Source organism: Asticcacaulis sp., assembly GCF_051954415.1.
Lineage (GTDB): Bacteria > Pseudomonadota > Alphaproteobacteria > Caulobacterales > Caulobacteraceae > Asticcacaulis.
Window position 1 is genome coordinate 86,396 of sequence record NZ_JBQCHT010000043.1, and the last position, 18,785, is coordinate 105,180.

The 18,785-nt window shown below is 59.5% G+C and carries 14 protein-coding genes and 1 pseudogene; 6 read left to right on the forward strand and 9 right to left on the reverse strand.

Annotated elements, in window-relative coordinates; translation table 11 throughout:
- Positions 1-51 precede the first annotated feature (51 nt).
- From ACTHND_RS16390 to ACTHND_RS16410, 5 genes are read left to right on the forward strand one after another with little or no spacing between them, the layout of a single operon-like run.
- On the forward strand, positions 52-1,170 hold the full coding sequence (locus ACTHND_RS16390) for an ABC transporter ATP-binding protein (protein ID WP_440179043.1): 1,119 nt from the start codon (positions 52-54) through the stop codon (positions 1,168-1,170).
- Positions 1,167-2,045 (forward strand): carbohydrate ABC transporter permease, encoded by an 879-nt coding sequence (locus ACTHND_RS16395; protein ID WP_440179044.1) that lies wholly within the window; start codon positions 1,167-1,169, stop codon positions 2,043-2,045. Before ACTHND_RS16390 ends, ACTHND_RS16395 begins: the two co-directional genes overlap by 4 nt.
- Positions 2,042-2,890 (forward strand): carbohydrate ABC transporter permease, encoded by an 849-nt coding sequence (locus tag ACTHND_RS16400; protein ID WP_440179045.1) that lies wholly within the window; start codon positions 2,042-2,044, stop codon positions 2,888-2,890. Before ACTHND_RS16395 ends, ACTHND_RS16400 begins: the two co-directional genes overlap by 4 nt.
- Positions 2,887-4,206 carry an ABC transporter substrate-binding protein gene (locus ACTHND_RS16405; protein ID WP_440179046.1) on the forward strand — a complete coding sequence of 440 codons (1,320 nt, stop codon included), beginning with the start codon at positions 2,887-2,889 and terminating at the stop codon, positions 4,204-4,206. The genes ACTHND_RS16400 and ACTHND_RS16405 overlap by 4 nt, the downstream gene beginning before the upstream one ends.
- A 12-nt stretch (positions 4,207-4,218) precedes the next feature.
- Positions 4,219-5,175, forward strand: a complete 957-nt coding sequence (locus ACTHND_RS16410) for a glycoside hydrolase family 43 protein (protein WP_440179047.1) — start codon at positions 4,219-4,221, stop codon at positions 5,173-5,175.
- A 17-nt stretch (positions 5,176-5,192) separates the two neighbouring features.
- On the opposite strand, the gene ACTHND_RS16415 is transcribed toward ACTHND_RS16410, so the two are convergent.
- The 7 genes from ACTHND_RS16415 to ACTHND_RS16445 form a co-directional block, all read right to left on the reverse strand.
- Positions 5,193-5,930, reverse strand: coding sequence for a FadR/GntR family transcriptional regulator (locus ACTHND_RS16415; protein WP_440179048.1), 738 nt, complete (start codon positions 5,928-5,930; stop codon positions 5,193-5,195).
- Between the two features lie 136 nt (positions 5,931-6,066).
- Positions 6,067-6,189, reverse strand: coding sequence for a hypothetical protein (locus ACTHND_RS16420; RefSeq protein WP_440179049.1), 123 nt, complete (start codon positions 6,187-6,189; stop codon positions 6,067-6,069).
- 370 nt (positions 6,190-6,559) lie between these two features.
- Entirely contained in the window at positions 6,560-7,573 is a 1,014-nt protein-coding gene (locus ACTHND_RS16425; RefSeq protein ID WP_440179050.1) for a cupin-like domain-containing protein, read from the reverse strand.
- A gap of 2 nt (positions 7,574-7,575) precedes the next feature.
- Positions 7,576-9,474 carry an NPCBM/NEW2 domain-containing protein gene (locus ACTHND_RS16430; protein WP_440179051.1) on the reverse strand — a complete coding sequence of 633 codons (1,899 nt, stop codon included), beginning with the start codon at positions 9,472-9,474 and terminating at the stop codon, positions 7,576-7,578.
- A gap of 14 nt (positions 9,475-9,488) precedes the next feature.
- The gene (locus ACTHND_RS16435) at positions 9,489-10,316 is read right to left on the reverse strand and encodes a spherulation-specific family 4 protein (RefSeq protein ID WP_440179052.1); all 828 of its coding nucleotides are present in this window, start codon (positions 10,314-10,316) and stop codon (positions 9,489-9,491) included.
- Entirely contained in the window at positions 10,313-11,809 is a 1,497-nt protein-coding gene (locus tag ACTHND_RS16440) for a tryptophan halogenase family protein (RefSeq protein ID WP_440179053.1), read from the reverse strand. Before ACTHND_RS16440 ends, ACTHND_RS16435 begins: the two co-directional genes overlap by 4 nt.
- 135 nt (positions 11,810-11,944) lie before the next feature.
- Complete coding sequence (locus ACTHND_RS16445; RefSeq protein ID WP_440179054.1) at positions 11,945-15,337, reverse strand: TonB-dependent receptor; 3,393 nt, start codon at positions 15,335-15,337, stop codon at positions 11,945-11,947.
- 324 nt (positions 15,338-15,661) lie between these two features.
- Here ACTHND_RS16445 and ACTHND_RS16450 point away from each other — a divergent pair, with 324 nt between their 5' ends.
- Positions 15,662-17,641 (forward strand): enterotoxin, encoded by a 1,980-nt coding sequence (locus ACTHND_RS16450; RefSeq protein ID WP_440179055.1) that lies wholly within the window; start codon positions 15,662-15,664, stop codon positions 17,639-17,641.
- Here ACTHND_RS16450 and ACTHND_RS16455 read toward each other — a convergent pair.
- Positions 17,628-18,515 carry a MurR/RpiR family transcriptional regulator gene (locus ACTHND_RS16455; protein ID WP_440179056.1) on the reverse strand — a complete coding sequence of 296 codons (888 nt, stop codon included), beginning with the start codon at positions 18,513-18,515 and terminating at the stop codon, positions 17,628-17,630. The two genes, ACTHND_RS16450 and ACTHND_RS16455, sit on opposite strands and share 14 nt — an antisense overlap.
- 41 nt (positions 18,516-18,556) lie before the next feature.
- Positions 18,557-18,785: pseudogene (locus tag ACTHND_RS16460) on the reverse strand (glucose/galactose MFS transporter); the annotation flags it as partial.

The window sequence follows — 18,785 nt, forward strand, 5'->3', positions numbered from 1 at the left end:
GGTGAAGCCCGGCGTTACCCAGACGCCATCTCAATCCAGATGTATTGACGCATGCCCCCGATTTCAGAAGGTCTTGAATTTCGTAATATCGCCAAGGCTTTTGGCGACACGAAGCTGTTTCGGGACATTTCATTCCATATCAATCGGGGCGAGTTCTTCGTTATCCTCGGCCCCTCTGGCTGCGGCAAGACGACCCTACTGCGCCTGATCGCCGGACTCGATTCCATCGATGGCGGCGAGATCCGGCTGAACGGGCGTCCGGTCCAGGACCTGCCGGCCGCAGAGCGCGGCATCGCCATGGTCTTCCAGGATTTCGCCCTCTATCCACATATGAGCGTGCGCGACAACCTGTCCTTTGGCCTGCAGAACCTCAAGCTGTCCGCAGCCGAAATTGCCCACCGCATCTCACAAACCGCTGACATGCTAAGCCTGAGCGATATGCTCGACCGCCGGCCCGCCACTCTCTCCGGCGGCCAGAAGCAGCGTGTCGATCTGGCGCGCGCCCTGGTCAAGAAGCCGGACCTGTTGCTGATGGACGAGCCCCTGTCCAGTCTCGATCCGGCGCTGCGTTTGAAAACCCGCCGCGAACTGGCCCGGCTCAGCCAGACCCTGGCGGCGACCGTCGTGATGGTAACGCACGACCAGGTCGAGGCCATGACTCTGGCGCACCGCATCATGGTGCTGCACGATCACGAGATCCAGCAGATCGGCACGCCACAGGAAATCTTCACCCGCCCGGCCAATCTCTTCGTCGCCCGCTTTATCGGCGCCACGCCGATGAACCTGCTGGAAGGCGATCTGCGCCGCGGCAAGAGTGACCTTGCCGAATTCATCGTCGCTCCCGGCGTCGTCGTCCCCACGCGCATTCCCTTCGATGCCCTGCCTGTTCACCAGAGCTGGCGCCTCGGCCTGCGCGCCGAGCATGTAAACGTATCGTCGCCCCGTAAACCGGCCTTTCTGGCGCATATCGATTTCATCGAACGTCTGGGAGAGCATTCATTCGTGCATTCCCGTCTGGAAAACGGCCGTGAGATCGTGGCTGAAGCACCCGGCCTGAGCCCGCTCCAGCCAGGAGATGCGATCGGCCTGAAACTGGACGGCGCCCACGCGCACCTGTTCGACAAGGACGGCGTGGCCTACCACCCGTCCGTAGTGGTCGCGTCGTCATGAGGATCGCGCGCCGACATTTCACGCCATGGAACAATTTCCTGTTCGCCGTGCCCTTTCTCGTCATCTATGTCTGGCTGCTGGTTTATCCGGTGCTGGCCGGAATGCGCCTCAGCCTGTTCCGCGCAAACCTGTTCGGTGGCGAACACTTCATCGGCCTGGAAAACTACACGCGCCTCCTGCGCGACCCCACCTTCCTGCAGGCCATGGGCAACAGTGTTTTGTTCGTACTTTTGTGCGTGCCACCACTCGTCGGCATAGCCCTGGCCCTGGCCTTGGCCCTGAATCGCGCCGGCCGCTTCGCCGCCTTTGTCCGCAGCGTCGTCTTCGCCTCGTCGGTTCTGTCGGTGACCGTCCTGACCATTGTCTGGCGCCAGGTTCTGACGCCGGATGGCGGCCTGATCAGCCATGTCACCGCCATGCTAGGCCTGCCGGCGATTGCCTTCTTCAGCGACCCGCATCTGGTGCTGGTCAGCATGGCCTTCATTACCATCTGGTGGGGACTGGGCCTGCCGATGATCCTCTTTCTGTCTGCGCTCCAGCAATTGCCACCTAGCGTCTATGAAGCCGCGTCCATGGACTATGCCTCGCCGTGGACCGTGTTTCGCCGCATAACCCTGCCCCTGCTGACGCCGACCCTCGTGATCGTGGCCGCCTATGAATGCGCCCTGCAGTTTCAGTTGTTCGGGCAGCCGCAACTGCTGACCGAAGGCGGCCCGAATGGCGCCTCGCGACCGATGGTGCTGTATATCTACGAGACCGGCTTCAATCACTGGGATGTCGGCTATGCCGCCGCCGCCTCGCAGATCCTGTTCGCCCTGATCGTCGGCGTGGCCCTGGTGCCGCAGCTCGGCCAACGACTAGGGGGGCGCGCATGAAGGTGTTAGCCAGCCTGTCAGCCTCGCGCCGGGTGTGGAATGATGTCCGACGGGTGTTCTGCGGCCTGGTCCTCGTGTCCATGCTGCTGCCGCTCGTCTGGGCGGTCTTCCTGTCGTTGCGAACCAATACGGACCTGGCGCGCCATGTGTCGTTCAATCCGCTGGGCCCCTACACCCTGAACAATTACCGCGAACTGGCCGGCAACCTCGCGCTCATGCGCTGGTTCCTCAATTCGCTGCTGGTCTCCGCTCTCGGCGTCGTTGGCGTCCTGTCCCTGTCTTCACTGGCGGGCTACGCCTTCGGCCGCCTAAGCTTCCCCGGCCGCAACTGGATCTATGGCTTTGTGCTGCTGGGCCTCGCCATTCCGGACCAGTCGGTCATCCTGACGCGTCACCACATCTTCAGCACCCTCCACTGGCACAACTCCTATGCGGCGCTCGTCCTGCCGGGACTTTCAGCGCCTTTTGGCGTCTTCCTGATGACAGAGACCTTCCGCGCCCTGCCCAAGGGCCTTGAGGATGCTGCGCGCCTCGACCATGCCTCGACCTTCCGCATCTTCTGGCGCATCCTGCTGCCGCAGACCATACCGGCCCAGGCCAGCCTCGGCATCTACACTTTCCTGCTGTCGTGGAACGACTACTGGTGGCCGCTGATCTCCGCCACAAGATCGGATATGTATACCCTGACCGAAGGCATGGCCGCGGCGCAGACTAACTATGTCGAGATCACCGGCCTGGGCGTACTGATGGCCGAGGCCGTTATGGCGGGCCTGCCGGTGCTGATCATCTACTGTCTCTTCCAGCACCATATTGTGCGCGCCGTGACCGGCATGGTGAAGCTGTGAACCGGCGCGGACTACTGGCCCTGATGGGCGCCTCCGCCCTGGCCGGATGCCAGAAGCCGGACGGACGCACGTCGCTGACGGTCCAGCGCATCTTTGGCGACTGTCGCGCCCATGTGCCGAAATTCGGCGCAGCCCTCAGCAACCCCAATGGCGAATGCGAACTGGTTACCGGCCTGCTCGATCGCTTCGAGCTGGAAAACCCGGATATCCGCCTAACGGTCAATGCCGTGGCATGGCCGGGCTATAATCAGTTATCTGCCCAGATTGCGGCGGACGACGCGCCGGATGTCGTCACCATGCACATGGCCGTCATCCCCGACTACCAGACGCACAAGCTCCTGATGCCGCTGACGGTCGGCCTGAAGCGCATGGGCATTACGCCGGACCAGTTCACGCCGGTGGCGCGCCGTGCGGTGACCATGGATGGCGACATCTACGGCCTGCCGTTCGATGCCTGGACGCAACTGTTCCATATCAATCTCAACCTGTTCCGCAAGGCAGGACTGGTGACGAAGGATGATCGGCCCACTCTGCCTTCCAGCCCGCAGGAACTGCTTGACCAGGCCCGGCAGTTCCGCGCTGCCACCGGCAAGCCTTATTTCGTGCAGTCCATGGTCAACGAGAAGGCGGCCTATGCCCGCAACCTCTATACCTACCTGCTGGCCCAGAACCAGATCATTTTCCCGGACCCGCAACACATCCGCCTGAATACGCCGCAGGCCCGCCAGATCGTCGACCTGTTCCGGCAGATCTACACCGAGAACATGACCACTAAGGACCAGGAATATGCCGCTGCCACGGCCACCTTCATCAATGGCGGCGGCGGGGTCTATATCGTCGGCACCTGGATGATCGGCGCGTTCGATGACGAGGCCGCCCAGCCCGGACGGCCGCTCTACAAGGGCTACAGCGTCATGCCCTATCCGGAACTGTTCGGCGGCGGCCCGTCGGCCTTCGTCGATGGCCATGCCTGGGTCATGCCGGTGAAGCGGCGGTACACCGCCCAGACCGAGGCCGCCTTTCGTTTGCTCAAGTACCTGGCACAGCACGAAATCCAGTGGACGCGATCCGGGCACCTGACCTCCATGGAAGCCGTGGCGCTCGATCCGGTCTATCGCAACCAGCCGCACCGCGCCGACCTGGTCGCCATCACCTCCTATGGCCGCGGCCTGCCGATCAGCGTGCAGCGCCAGTTCGCCATCCAGGAAATGCTGAGCGACGAACTGGCTTCAGCCATAGCCGGCCTGAAACCCACGGACCAGGCGCTGGGTGATGCCGAGCGCCGTATCAATGACATGCTGACCAACCTGTCCTGAAAGAGATTTGCCATGCTTCGATCAATCCTTCTCGCGGCCGCTGCCCTGGTGTTCGTCTCCGGTCCCGCCCGCGCGGCCGCCCCGGTTCTGGACATCGATTTTCCCGACCCGCTGGTCCTGCCGGTCGATGGCGGCCTGGTCGCCTATTCGACCAATGGCAAGCACGACGGCAAGCGGCTGAACGTGCCGTTTTCGCGCTCAGCCGATGGCAGGAACTGGAGCGCGCCAACCGATGCCATGCCTGAGCTGCCGCGCTGGGTGCGATCGGGCGGACCCGACATCTGGGCGCCGGAAGTCATGAAAATCGGTGACAAGTACGTCATGTATTTCACGGGCCGGCACAAGACGCGGATGCGCCCGGACGGCCTGACCCTGTGCGTCGGCGTGGCAGTTTCCGACACACCCGAAGGCCCCTTCAAGCCGCAATCGGCGCCCCTGACCTGCGGCCCCGAGCTTGGCGTGATAGACCCAAGCCCTTTCCGCGACGGCGATGACCTGTGGCTCTACGTCAAGACCGACGGCAACTGCTGCGGCGTGCCGATCGGTATTATCGCCCAGCGCCTGACTGCTGATGGCCAGCACCTGGAGGGAGAGCCGGCCCTGGTTACCGGCGTGACCAACGACCAGCCGTGGGAAGGCGGCGTGGTCGAAGGCGAGCAGATGATCAAGCACGGCGACAAATACTACATGATCTATGCCGCCAATGATTATGGCAGCGACAAGTACGCCACCGGCTATGCCGTCTGCACTGGCCCGGTCGGTCCCTGCCATGACGCACCGGAAAACCCGATCCTGAAGAGCCAGCCGGACCTGGTGGGGCCCGGTCATCAGAGTGTCTTCGACTTTCAGGGGCGGACCTGGATCGCCTACCATGCCTGGCGCAACAGCGATGACGCTCGCCACCGCTACAGGGCCATGTATATCTCGCCGCTGGACTGGGTCGATGACAAGCCGGTGATCACGCCCTGAGACCTGGGCCCTGAGACTTATGCCTTCAGCTTGTTCAGGGCTTCCTGTTCGTAGATGACCACCAGCACGTCATTGACGATCAGGTGCATGGCGTCATAGGCGCGGCGGGCATCGCGGTCGAAGATCGCCTTCATGATGTTCTCATGGGCCTCGATGTTCGGCGTTACGCCATTGACCCGCGTGGTGAAGGAGATCGACGTCATCAGCGCTGTGCGGATCAGTTCCTGGAACTGGTAATAGAACGGATTGCCGGACGCGTAGAGGATCGAGACATGGAAATCGATGTCGGCCTCAGTGGGATCGCCCTCTCCGCCATCGGCCAGCACCATCCGGTCGAAAGCCTTCTTGATGCGCTGGAGATCATCATAACCGGCGCTGCCTGACGCCAGTTCGGCGGCCTTGGGCTCGATGGAGACGCGCAACTCGGTAAATTGCCGCAGCAGTTGCAGGGAGAACTTGCGTTCCAGCAGCCAGCGCAGGACGTCCTTGTCGAGCAGATTCCAGTTCCGTGTGGCCTGGATGATCGTGCCCTGTCGTGGGCGGGCGGCGAGCAGACCCTTGGCTGTCAGCATCTTGACGGCTTCGCGCGTGACCGAGCGACTGACCTTGTACTGGTCGGCCAGTTGGGCCTCCGTCGGGAAGCTCTTGTTGTCGTAGAAACCAGTGACGATAGCCTTGCCCACATGATCCAGCAGGCCCACCGTCAGATTGCGCCCCAAAAGGGAATTAGGGTCGCTGTCTTTTTCAACAAACATTCAGTGATCTACCTGCCGGATAACATCTTCTGCAACTGTAAGCACAAAACATTTAAATAGAAAGTTCAGATCACATTTATCTGCTAAATTAAAGGCGGCGATTAATTTCACAGGCGCGAATGTCTTGAAGCAGATTTCAATTTACGTCGACCGCCGCAATATTTTCATCGGAAACGTCGTCGAGATTTTTGTAAAAGCCGCCTTCAGCAGATTGTCGTTGCAGCCCGCGGCGATAAAACTGTTCGTCGCCAGATGGCATTGGAATTTCATCTGGATGTCACTGGCAGCGTCGATCTGACATCTGCCCCTCTTGCGAAGAACGCGAAATCTTACATTTATAAATGTCCGCATTGGGTCAAAACTGACCGGTCGCCTTCGCCCCCAAAGGCGACATACCTGTCGATCAGACTAGCCGGATAAATATCAGCGACTTCTGCTATTCATGAGAAACCTCACGTGGAATCGGCAGCCCGTCCATACATAAGGCCATGCTTAGTGGAGCTATCCTTCGAACAAGGGCTTCCTAATTGGATAGAAGACAAACATGGGCGATGCCAGGCAAGGCATTGGTCAATCCATCATAACCTGGAACGCGGCAGTGGCCGGTTTCGGCCTGTTGGGTGCCAAGGTCAATGCCCACGCCTTTGCCGTTCCAATCCCAGAACCAGTTGTTCCAATGCGCGACTGTGCTGGGCGGGTGTCAATTTCGCCATGACTCCCTGATCGTTCAACCCTATGTGTGCGCCGGGATCGCCGTTTTCGCAGAAGACGAAATGATTGAACATCGTCTTCCATACCTCCCGCTGTCGCACCGGCATATCGCGCACCAGCAGCATGGCGTGCAGCAAGGCGCCATAGGGTGCCTGAAGATGAGACGGCGCCTCATTCCACCAGTAGTTCACCAGAACATTCAGCGTGGACAGGCTGCGAACATGATGCCACCAGCCGTAGGGGATATAGATCGCGTCGCCCGGTTCCAGTTCGGCGATGTACCCGGCAGCAAGAGCGTCCCGCAGTTTTGGGAATCTCTGAAAGTCCGGCCGCTCAATATCTGCCAGGCTGACAGGTGAGCCGGCCAGGGTCTGCTCGAAAGGTCCGATATAAAGATTAGGCAACTGATCGGGCGGAAGCAGGGTAAAGCGCCTTTTCCCGGCCACGACGACAGCGATATTATCCGACAGGTCGTAATGGGTCTGGACACGCACGGCATTACCGATCCAGATGCGCGGCCGGGTTAAGGCGGGGAGCAATGGGTTGAGGTTCTGTTCCGGAAACCCCGGCAGGATCGCATCGACCGGCGTGGACTGGATATAAAGCGCCGGCGGCGGGGCTTGCGTTTCCGCCAGCAGGCGATTCAGAACCTCAGCCAGCGACGCCTGTCCTTTCCGGAAGTTGCGCGTACGCAGGCTATCGCCGTAAAAGAATTCGCCTTTGACATCAGGCGCGGCAGACAAATATTCAACCGCCGCGCCTCTGTCAAAATGGCGCATGTAATCAACCATGGCCTGGTCCGATCGTCCCCCGGCCGTGACCGACGGCCAATCCCCGCACAGCCCGCGCAAGACGACCGGTTCGTTCGCCGGGACGATATCGTTCCAGAACGTCTCGTGCGTAACGCCGGTCAGGCTCTTGCAGGGCTGCATGGCTATTTTTGTAACCGAGCCAGGCCCCAAGTGACGACGACCGGCTGTTCATTGGCCGCGCTGTCATCCGTCGCCAGCAGTTCGATGATCTTATGACCGGCAATATCGGCGGCGATATCGCGGGCCGCGTCGCCGAATTTCAGCGGCGGCGTTTTAGCGACCAGCTTGCCATCGGCATAGACCGCGAAGGTGACGGCGCGATCGCGGTTCGGGGTCGAATCGTCCATGCCCACGGTGGCGCGGAAGGTGGCGTAACCGTCATTCTTAACCTGCAGCAGCGAATTGCCAAGTACGCCGATTCCGCTGTCATAGGTATGATCGGCGATCTGCAGGGCCTGGGCATAGGGTGTCATGTCCGCCTGCGCGCCGCCCCAGCCGGCATATTGCGGTCGTGAACCACCGGAATGGGTGCCTGCCCACGGATCGATCATGCGGTGTACCGTCGGATCAAGCTGTGGCTCACGCACGCCGTCGTCTGCCACATTGATGGCGCCGGGGATTTCCGACAGATACACGCCGTCACCCAACTCGCGCGCGCCCTGAACCGAGAAGACACGGGTTTCATGCGGCGCCAGTTCGACTTCGGTCTCACCGGTGAAGGTGCTGCCGGCTTTCGACCACAGGTCGGTGAGCTGGATGGGGGCATCACCCTTTAGCTTCAGGTGACTGGCCAGCAGGTTAACCTTTGCCGGCGAGGCCGTGCGATTGAACAGGGCCACGACCTTGTGGCCATCCGCCATGGTCTTAACGAGAATCTGCGCATCGTCGGAATCATAGGCCACGATGGCCTGGTTGCCGGCCGGATCCTGGTTGACGGCGATCAGGTCACTATTACCCCAGATATCGAGCAGGGATTGCGGCGCTTTTCTGAGGTCATAACTGATCAGCAGCGGCGCGTTCATCATGGCCCAAAGCGTGAAATGGGTACGCGCCTCAGTCAGGTGATCCGCATCGAAATCACCGGCACCGATGAACAGGATGTCCGGATCATTCCAATGGCCGGGTCCGGCGTAAAGCGCCCGCTTAACCGCACTGTCATAGTTGTGCAGCATACTCGACCAGTTCGGGGTGATGTCGCTGGAGGTCCGCCACGAACTGCCGACATCCTTGCCCCATTCGCGGACGTTGGCCATGCCCCAGTTGCACATCGAGAAGACGTAGTCATTATCCGGATTGGCCTGCTTCAGGGCGGCGGCCACTGCCGCATAGCGCTGCTCCACTCTGGCGCTGTCTGTGCGATTGAGCGAGGCGCGGTCGATTTCCGGCGTCAGGCCGATATAGCCATTGTCTTTGACCAGCTTCGAATCCGGCGCGAAATCCGCCAGGCCGCAGGCATCGACCTTTAGGTAATCAAAGCCCCATTCTTTAAAATAGAGATTGATATCTTGCGACACATGGCCATCAAGGCCGACCTGGCGCTCCTCGGCCGTGCCTTCCGGCAGGTTGGGGGAATGCAGATCATAGGCTTGCGAACAGGCATTATGGCCGACATCGGTATAGAGCCCGGCCTTCAGCCCCATGCCGTGCAGGCGATCGGTAAAGCCGCGGAAACTGGTATTGCCGTCAGTCGTACTTGCCGAAGGAAAGATTTGCGTGCGGATGATCATGCGGCCGTCGGTGAGGCGGCGCTTCAACCACCAGCCATCATCGAGATTGACATAGGTGTAGCCCTTCTTCGCCAGGCCGTCATCGACGAGAGCCTGCGCCGCGCCCATCACCTTGGCCTCATCGACCTCGGTGCGGAAAGCGTTCCAGCTGTTCCAACCCATGGGCGGCGTCTTCGCGGCGCCGTCCGTATTGCCCAGCCACACGCCCTTTGCCACAGGTTGAGCCAGGGCCGAAAACGGCATTGCCAGGGCCATCACGGCACCGGCGATCAGGAGTTTGGTTTTGAGTGTCATGAGAATGTCCCTGTTTATTTATTGTTGCCGGCCAGTGCCCTGATCTCGGCCTTCCAGTAGGATGGCAGATCGCCATAGGTATCGAAGCCCGCCTGCCAGTCGCCACTGATATCTATCACGTAGAGATAGTCCGGCGCATAGACGTCGGAAGCACGCAAGACGGCCTCCAATTCCTTACCGGTCGGAATGTTGTTGATGATATGCCAGACCTCGGTGCCATTGGTTTTTGCCTGATCGGTGGCCGCCTTGATCTGCTTGTAATCATTGACATAGTGCCGGCCGTCATTCTCGAACAGCACGATCATCTCGCCTGGCACAGTGGCGGCAACGGCACAGATGTCAGGCATCCCGACATTGAATATGATCTTTCCACCGGGTCGGTACTTGGCAACGAGTTCCCGCAGCTTTTCGTATTCGGCACTGAACAGGGCGCAGTCATAATCGGCCGGTGCGGTTTCATCAAAAAAGATGCCCTGAAGGTCTGGCATTTTCTCGAAATAGATCTTCACCTGCGACTCGATCCGTTCCCAGGTCTGGCACTTGCCGTCCGAATTGCAGTCGTGACTGAAATAGCCAGTCGGCACATAGCCATAGAAACGAATATCGTGCTTTTTGGCTCGGCGGAAGACATCCTTATAGACGCCGAGACTGTCGACCGGCGTATCGACAGAGCCCTTCACCAGGATGCCGCTGGAAGGGTTGATCAGGGCCACCGTATGATCGGGGATGCGGTCGAAATTCTCGACTCGCTGACCCCAGTAGCTGACCACGGCCAGTTTTGGCGTTGCCGCCGCCAAGGCGGGCGTCAGCCATATCAGGAGAAGCAAAAGACAGGTCTTCATTGGCGGCCTTTCAGATGAGAAATGTACTGACTATGTGTGGGCAGGGCCGAGGCGCGCTGGCCAATCATCTTGCGCAACTGCCCCATCCGGTTCAGGAACTCCTCCCGCGGCATGGCGTCGGCCAAGGGGTGATAGGTTTTCGGACGCAGCCCCTGCCCCATCAGCACGGAAAACCAGCTCGACTCCTTGAAAAGATCCTGGGGAAATTCGAGCAGCACCCCGTCGCTTTTAAAAGCCTCCAGCCGCATTTGCAGCCGGTCGGGGATATCCATGTCGCGGCACATGCGCCAGAACGGCGTGTCGTCACGTTCCGTCAGCTTGTAATGGGCAATCAGGAAATCGCGGACGCATTCATATTCGGCGTTCATGTTGTCATTGAACTTCGACCGAACACCGGCATTTACCGGCCCGCGCGGGAACAACGCCATCAGGCGCGCCAGGGCACTCTGGACCAGATAGATCGAAGTCGATTCCAGGGGCTCCAGAAACCCGGACGCCAGGCCGAGCGAAACGACATTCTTTTCCCACATGCGGGTGCGGTGTCCGGCCGTGAACCGGAGCACGCGCGGTTCGGCCTGAGCCTTGCCTTCCAACCGACTGAGCAAGCTTTGGGTGGCTTCGTCTTCGGCGGCAAAACCATCGCAAAAGACATAACCATTGCCTGTCCGGTGCTGGAGCGGAATCCGCCACTGCCAGCCGGCCTCACAGGCCGTGACACGCGTATAAGGGGTTGGCGGCCCCGCCGTTTCGCACGGCGCCACCACTGCGCGGTTGCACGGCAGCCATTGGCTCCAGTCCTGAAAAGGAACGCCCAGTGTCTTGCCGATCAACAGGGCGGCGAAACCGGAGCAATCGATAAACAGATCGCCTTCAATCGTCCGGTCGTCTTCGAGTATCAGGCTCGTGATATCGCCTGTCTCAGGGTTGCGATGCACGTCGTTTACCCGCCCCTCGACCCGCCTGACGCCACGCGCCTCGCTGTAACGCCTGAGAAAGGCGGCATAGAGGGTGGCGTCGAACTGATACGCCTTGTTGAGCTTGATCTGCGGCAGGTCGGTCTGGGTCGGACCACATCGTCCCGAGCGGATCGCCAGGGTTTCCATATTGAACTGGCCGTAGTCCTTAGCGCCCTCGTGGACCGCCAGTCGCAGCCAGTAGTGATGAAAGCCAATACCCTCCATGTTCACGCCATAGGCACCAAACGGATGCAGATAGCTGTGACCTTTCCGGGTCCAGTCGACAAACTCGATACCCAGCTTGAAAGTGGCCTCTGTCTCACGAACGAGATCGGCTTCATCGATACCAAGAATGGCATTGAACAGGTTGATCATCGGGATGGTCGATTCTCCGACGCCGACCGTGCCGATTTCGGCGGATTCGACCAGCGTGACGGAGAGGCTTTCGCCATAGACCTTGGCCAGGCAGGTCGCCGCCATCCAGCCGGCTGTCCCTCCGCCCAGAATGACGACTTTTTGGAGTTTGGCGTCCGTCATGTCTTATCTGCTCTTAAAATGAAAAATGTGGCGCGCAGCCGATCGGCTGCGCGCCCGGAGTACAACCATGCCACCGGGGAACGGCGGGAGAAAGCATGGGCCGGTCCAGACCAACGCCCGGACCCCTCCAGAGTTTTAGTACTTGAACCGCACGCTCAACTGAACACGGCGATCGAAGGCAAAAGTCCCGGCGGGCAAGAGTAGCGGCGCCTGATTCGGGTTGGCCGCCGTTGGCCCCAGAACTTCCTGGAAGATTTTCGGACGGGTATCGAGCAGGTTGGTGCCTTGCAGGTCGATTTCCGTGTGCGAGTTGATCGCGTAGCGCAGCGAGCCGTCGAGGAAGCCTTCGGCCTGGTTCCATACCGGGAAACCGATACAGCAGTCATTGACCGAATTGACGTATTTGGAGCGCCAGTTATAGGCCAGGCGCCCGCCGAACGATCCCTTGTCGTACATGATGATCAGATTGTAGGAGTCATCAGACAACTGCTCCAGACGACCAGGATTGATCATGCCGTCCTGGGCAGAACGGGTGATGGTCGATCCATCCGCCGTATCCAGAGTCAGATTGCTGTTCTTCACGCCGTCATTATGCAGATGGGTGTAGTTGGCCTGGATGCCGAAGCCATCAAAGGGCGCCGGCAGGAAGGTCAGGTAACGCTGATAAGCCACTTCAAAGCCCTTGACACTGGCCCCCTCGCCGTTGACCGGACCATTGACCGCCACATCGCGGGTGACGCCATTGTGGGTTATCGGAACGACGAAGGTGCCGTTCTGGATATAGTCGTGGAACTTCTTCGAGAAGATATCGAAGCTGAACGACCCGACCTCGGCGAAATAGTGCTCGACCGACAGGTCAACCTGATCGGCGGTGATGGCCTTCAGGCGGGCATTGCCCGTACTGCCGGAATAGCCATGGATATAGCTGACCGGATTGCCGGCACCATCCAGAACGATATTCGGATTACCGATGGTGATATCCGACTGCGGCACATAGCTGCGCTGCAGGGTCGTGTAGTTTTTCAGCAGGCCGATATCGGGCATGTACATGCCGCGCGAGGCGGCGAAGCGCACGATCCAGTTATCCGGCAGCGAGAACTTCAGGTTCAGGCTGGGCAGGGTGTAGGTATGCTTGGTCTTGACCGTCGATGGCGCAAAACCGCCGTCCGAAAACGCCTGGTCATCGAGCGAGTTGGCGGCGAGGCACTGCGGCGAAACGGCATACTGATTGGGGCCAAGCGCGGCAATCTGTTCCGGCGACAACGGCACGCAGTTCGTTTCGTCGAATGTGAACGGCACGGCGAAATTGATTGCGCCGATGCTGGTCAGGTTGGTCTGGACCACCCGCACGCCGACATTGCCGGACAGGGTGATGCCGCCGAATACGGTCGCATCCGGCCCGCCGAATTTCAGCATGGCATAGGCCGAATCCTGCTTCAGATTGACATTCAAAAGCTCGCCCGGCTGGAAACAACTGCCGGCGATATTGCCCGAACGCATACAGATCGGATCCCAGTTGGAAGACGGCGTCTTGCCGCCGGCCGACTGCGCCGTCTTGCCGAACGTCGCCTCCATCAAATTGATATCCTTGAGATATTCCGGATTGATGGTTACGAACTGGCTCTGGCCGATGAGGCCGTCCAGCATACCATTGTCGCCGAAGGTGCGCGTCTGCCAGTAGGTGCCGGGATAGCCGGCGAAATTGGCCGTGGCCGGGGCATCGAGGTGGAAGGAATCGGCCGGGTTGGCACCCCAGTTGCTGGAAATCGACTGCCAGTTATAGGCCGACCACTGATTAAGCTGGTCGCGTTCCGACATGCGAACGCCCGCACGGATTTCACTGATCCACGGACCATCGAACATATAGGCGCCATCAATCCGGACCGCATTCATGGTGGCCTTGGAATCTTCCAGGTGATCCATGATCGATTCATTGAAATAGTTGCGGTAATCGGACATCGGATCTGTGCCGACCACATTATAGCCGGATGGCAACTCGAAATTCAGTTTCGGTAAGTCGCCGGTCAGGTCCACGGCCAGGTTGGCGTAGGTGCCGTTGCGCGACGTGATGTCGTAGTGCGTATTGACGGACAGGACGTGCTGCGCGTCAAAAGTCAGGCGCAGGCGGTCGGTCGGTGTCCAGATGAAGTTGAGCGCCGTATCCTCGACCGTGCGGGTTTCGGTTGAATAGCGGGTCGCCAGGTTGACCGATGGCCCCAGACGGCAGGGCTGATTGGCGTGGGTGACGTTCGAGTTGAGACACGGCTGATAGATGGGCAGGTCACGACCATTGGCGTCCTTGATCCCGTACTGACCGTAGGTACCGTATTGATCCGTGGACCCAAGGGCATATTCCCCTGTGGACCAGTCGGCGATGCTGCCATAGCCCCAGCCGCCGGCCGAAGCGGTGATCACGCCGGTCTGGAACATGCCGTTGCTGTCGAAGGTAAAGGGCGTGCCGCCGCCGGCTTCATTGATGCCCAGGCCGGGCGCATCAGGCGGCGCAATCAGGCTGCCGTCCGTCCAGACCGTCGATTCCGTGGTGGAGGCCGGATCGACCCAGGCCCAGAAGCTGAGGAGCTGGTCTTCATTCCAGGTGTTTTCATAGGTCGACTTGTTATATTGCAGAGTCGCCTTGAAATGGTTGTCCGTGCTGGCCCACTGGCCGGCCAGGGAGATACCCTTGCGCGTGCGGTCATAAACGGTGTTGTTATAGCTGATGCCCGACGGGATGAAATTCATCTGGTCGGTGTAAGTGCCCGCGGCAAAAGGCATCATGCGCGGCAGGGTCGCGCCCTGGCTTGTAGTCTCGATCTCCGAATAGGCAATATCGCCCAGGAAGCCGAAATCCCCCAGTTCAGTGCGCCAGCGGTTGGAATAAAGCGCCGAGCCCGACGGCGTCCACTTCTTGCTGAGGTCGCCGTAATCGCCTTCGATCGTAGCGGAGATGAGCTGACCTTTCTGGTCAAATGGCAGGCGGGTGCGCAGATTGACAGTACCGGCGATACCGCCTTCGAGCATTTCCGCCGTGAGATTCTTGTAGGTATCGACGCCGGCCAGCATTTCCGGCGACACGTCTTCCCAGCTCAGACCCGAGGCCGAACCGGCGCTGAAGATATCACGGCCGTTGAATTCGGCCTTGACCTGCTGGAGGCCGCGAATGATCACACCGGTTGGTTCGGCCGGGAAGTGCATAACATCGCCGCCCGCCACCGAACGCATGACGGTCACGCCCGGCACGCGCTGCAGGGCTTCGGCGACCGACTTGTCAGGAAAGGCGCCGATATCTGTGGCAGTGATCGAATCCACAACCGTATCGGCCGTTTTCTTGAGATCCTGTGCCGTCTTGAGGGCCTTTCGGGAGCCAACGACCACTACGGACGTGGTGTCATCGGGGCCGGCACCTTGCGCCTCGGTCGGTGCATCCTGCGCGGCCATAGCCTGCCCCGTTATGCCAGCCAGGCCGCAAAACAGGGCCATGGTCAGGGCCGTGCGTGATACACTGCATTTGTTCTTCCAGATACTCATCCTCTTATCATCCCTTTTTATCTGTTCCCAGCTACACGAGCTACAACAAAAATGCTACATTTGCTACAAATGTCAAATCCAGTTACACATTTTGCAAAATTATATGACAATTAAGAAGGATTCTGTTGCAAATCCGCAATACTTCCATTCGGATAGAGGCAGGACAAATGAAGAAAAAAATCATTATTTTACAGGCATTTATACGATTTAATGCTTTTCGGAGCCGCGAGCGGCACCTTGACTGTTCCGGCTTCATTTTAGAAATTGACTTCCCCCGAAACTGTAGCTCATAGTGTGTAGTGAAGCTACAAAAAAGAAATATCGATGTCGCCGCTCAAAGCCTGCGCCTCTCTCCTGGTCCTTCTGACGCTGCCTGCTCTGCATCCGGCTGCCCATGCCGGAGGCTTGCAGTCGTTCGGCAACCAGAATGCCGCCCTGACTTGGACGGCAGATGGCGGACAGGTGGCGGATTTTCGTTTTTCCGACAAGCTGAACGGCCGCACCCTGATCGTCACTGAGCCTTTTATGGTTTCGCTGAACGCGGGCCAGACCCTGACCCTGGCCGATCTGACGCTTGACGGACCCTTGCGCGTCGTAACCATACCGGGCAACGCAAAGGCTTCCCGCCATTCCGAAACGCAATTGCGGCAGGAAATCCAGGGCACTTTTACCGACAAAGAGAACCGGTTGCGCATTGACTGGCGGCTGGTTCAGCCCGAAGGGGCCAAATATGTGCGTGAAGTCGTCATCATCACGGCGTTGAAACAAGATGAGATGATCCCCCAGGTTCGCCTGATGGGTCTGAATGCACCTGGGGCGGAAATTTCCGGCAAGGTCAACGGCTCACCGGTCATTGCCGGCAATGATTACGTGATGTTTGAAAATCCGCTCGCCTACAGCCATGCCATTGTGGAATCAGACGAGGCCTGGACACAGATCGATAATGCCCTGCCCCTGCGCAAGGGCCAGAGCCTGAGCTACTCCGCGGTCATAGGCGTCACAGCGCCGGGCCAGTTGCGCCGGGATTTCCTCAGCTATATCGAAGCCGAACGCGCGCACCCCTATCGCACCTTCCTGCATTATAATTCCTGGTACGACATCGGTTACGACACCACCTATACAGAAGCCGACGCACTGGACCGCATCCATGCCTTTGGGGAGGCACTGGCCGTCAAACGCGGCGTCAAGATCGATTCCTTCCTGCTGGATGATGGCTGGGACGATCTCAGCGGCCGATGGGCGTTCAGCAAGGCTTTTCCAAACGGCTTCGTTCCCCTGCGCTACGCCGCCGCGCAATATGGTGCGGCGCCTGGTGCCTGGCTGTCGCCTTGGGGCGGCTACAACAAGAACAAGGCGGCGCGCATCGCCAATGTGCCGAACACCGGCTATGAGGTTATCGATGGCGGCTTCGCCCTGTCAGGTCCGAAATATTACGACAATTTCCGTAAGGTTACGCTCGAACTGGTCACCACTCAGGGCGTTAACCAGTTCAAACTCGATGGCACAGGTAATGCCGCCAAGGTCTTTCCCGGCAGCCGGTTCAACAGCGATTTCGACGCCGCCATCCACCTGATCGATGACCTGCGCAAAGCCCGGCCGGACCTGTTCATAAATGTCACCACAGGCACCTATCCCTCACCGGCCTGGCTGATGTACGCTGATTCCATCTGGCACGGCGGCCAGGATCACGCCTTTACGGGTGTCGGTTCTCCCCGCCAGCGATGGATGACCTATCGTGACCGTGAAACCTACAGGAATATTGTGGTCGGCGGGCCGCTCTTCCCGCTCAATTCGCTGATGGTGCATGGTCTGATCTATGCCCAGCATGCACCCGGCCTCGACAACGACCCAAAGGGTGAATTTGCCGACGAAATTCGTTCCTATTTCGGCAGCGGCACCGCCCTGCAGGAAATGTACATAACCCCCTCCCTGCTTAAAGACTCGGACTGGGATAATCTCGCCGAGGCCGCGAACTGGTCCCGCGCCAATGCCGATGTACTGAAGGACACCCACTGGATCGGCGGCGATCCGGGACGGCTGGATGTCTATGGCTGGGCGGCCTGGGCACCGCGGAAGGGCATCATCACCCTGCGCAATCCGTCCGACAAGGCGCAGGACTTCGCGGTGGATATCGGCATTGCGCTCGAATTGCCAATGGATGCCGCCACGATCTACACAGCCCGCAGTCCCTGGAAAGGCGCCAAGACACCAACTATGACGCTGACAGCCGGCAAGCCCGTCACCCTGCATCTGAAACCTTTCGAGGTACTGACGCTGGATATGACGCCCGTTAATCGCCCGTAGGCAGGTAATGCTGTTGCGGCGAAACGGCGGAGGACACCCGGCGCAGAGTTTCCATCGCCGGCCGGCCCAGGATCAGAGCCACACGATCGGCGATGCAGTCGAGCACAAACAGTTGGGCGAAACGCACCGGATTGGGTTGATGATAGGGTACATCCGTCGCCAACTCGATCGGGATCAGGATATCCGAGGCTTTGGCCAAAGGGCTTTTCAGCGGCGCCATGGCGATGCAGGTCGCCCCGTAGCTGCGGGCGATGCGGGCGCTTTCGGCATGGGTTTCGGGCTGTCCGGTGGCTGAGATAATCAGGACCGTATCGCCCTTTTTCAGTGTGGCCGCCGTCATCCGCTGCATATAGCTATCGACGTGGGCGACAACGCGCAAGCCTAAGCGAAACAGACGGTTCTGCGCCTCCATGGCCAAGGTTGCGGACGAACCACCCAGGCCGAAGACGGCGATCATGGGAGACGCCATCAGCGTCTTCGCCGCCGTGTCGATCTGCTCGAAATGTTCGGTTTCGCTGACTGAGCGCAGAGCGATGGCAACGCTGGTGGTGAGGCGTTCGAAGCGTTCGTCGCCGGTCTGGCTGCTGCCCTCCTCACCGCCGACCGAGGTGGGGGGCTTGGCGAATTTCTGTTCCAGTACCAGGGACTGCGCAAGGTGCTTCTTGAATTCCTTGAAGCCGTCGCAACCGATTGAGCGGCAATAACGAATGATCGAAGGCTCGCTGACCCCGATGCGGTTGGCGAAGCTCTTTATACTTACATCGACCACGGTGGCGGGATCGCGCAGAATTTCCTCCCCGATCTTCAGGTTGACGCCCTCTTCATGCGGGACGCGTTCGCGTATGGTGGTCAGGATGTCGTTCAATACAGTCATGCCTGCCTTGTAGCAAAATTACACCCTTTTTCAACACGGTGCTATTTCGCCTTTCTCCCCGCCACGAATCCAAACAAGAGGATATATGCATAACAGGGCACCATGAGGCAGAGGAAGACGAGCTGGAAGCCGTACTGGTCCTTGAGGTGGGCGAAGAGCTGCGGGATGACCGCGCCGCCGATGATGCCCATGACCAGGAAGGCGGCGCCGAACTCGGTCAGCTTGCCCAGGCCGCGGATGCCGAGCGGGAAGATGGCCGGCCACATCATG

Bases quoted from the DNA above. Each gene is read 5' to 3' on its own strand.
- ACTHND_RS16390 (WP_440179043.1), top strand. From the start codon at position 52: ATGCCCCCGATTTCAGAAGGTCTTGAATTTCGTAATATCGCCAAGGCT.
- ACTHND_RS16395 (WP_440179044.1), top strand. From the start codon at position 1,167: ATGAGGATCGCGCGCCGACATTTCACGCCATGGAACAATTTCCTGTTC.
- ACTHND_RS16400 (WP_440179045.1), top strand. From the start codon at position 2,042: ATGAAGGTGTTAGCCAGCCTGTCAGCCTCGCGCCGGGTGTGGAATGAT.
- ACTHND_RS16410 (WP_440179047.1), top strand. From the start codon at position 4,219: ATGCTTCGATCAATCCTTCTCGCGGCCGCTGCCCTGGTGTTCGTCTCC.
- ACTHND_RS16415 (WP_440179048.1), bottom strand. From the start codon at position 5,930: ATGTTTGTTGAAAAAGACAGCGACCCTAATTCCCTTTTGGGGCGCAAT.
- ACTHND_RS16420 (WP_440179049.1), bottom strand. From the start codon at position 6,189: ATGCCATCTGGCGACGAACAGTTTTATCGCCGCGGGCTGCAACGACAA.
- ACTHND_RS16425 (WP_440179050.1), bottom strand. From the start codon at position 7,573: ATGCAGCCCTGCAAGAGCCTGACCGGCGTTACGCACGAGACGTTCTGG.
- ACTHND_RS16430 (WP_440179051.1), bottom strand. From the start codon at position 9,474: ATGACACTCAAAACCAAACTCCTGATCGCCGGTGCCGTGATGGCCCTG.
- ACTHND_RS16435 (WP_440179052.1), bottom strand. From the start codon at position 10,316: ATGAAGACCTGTCTTTTGCTTCTCCTGATATGGCTGACGCCCGCCTTG.
- ACTHND_RS16440 (WP_440179053.1), bottom strand. From the start codon at position 11,809: ATGACGGACGCCAAACTCCAAAAAGTCGTCATTCTGGGCGGAGGGACA.
- ACTHND_RS16445 (WP_440179054.1), bottom strand. From the start codon at position 15,337: ATGAGTATCTGGAAGAACAAATGCAGTGTATCACGCACGGCCCTGACC.
- ACTHND_RS16450 (WP_440179055.1), top strand. From the start codon at position 15,662: ATGTCGCCGCTCAAAGCCTGCGCCTCTCTCCTGGTCCTTCTGACGCTG.
- ACTHND_RS16455 (WP_440179056.1), bottom strand. From the start codon at position 18,515: ATGACTGTATTGAACGACATCCTGACCACCATACGCGAACGCGTCCCG.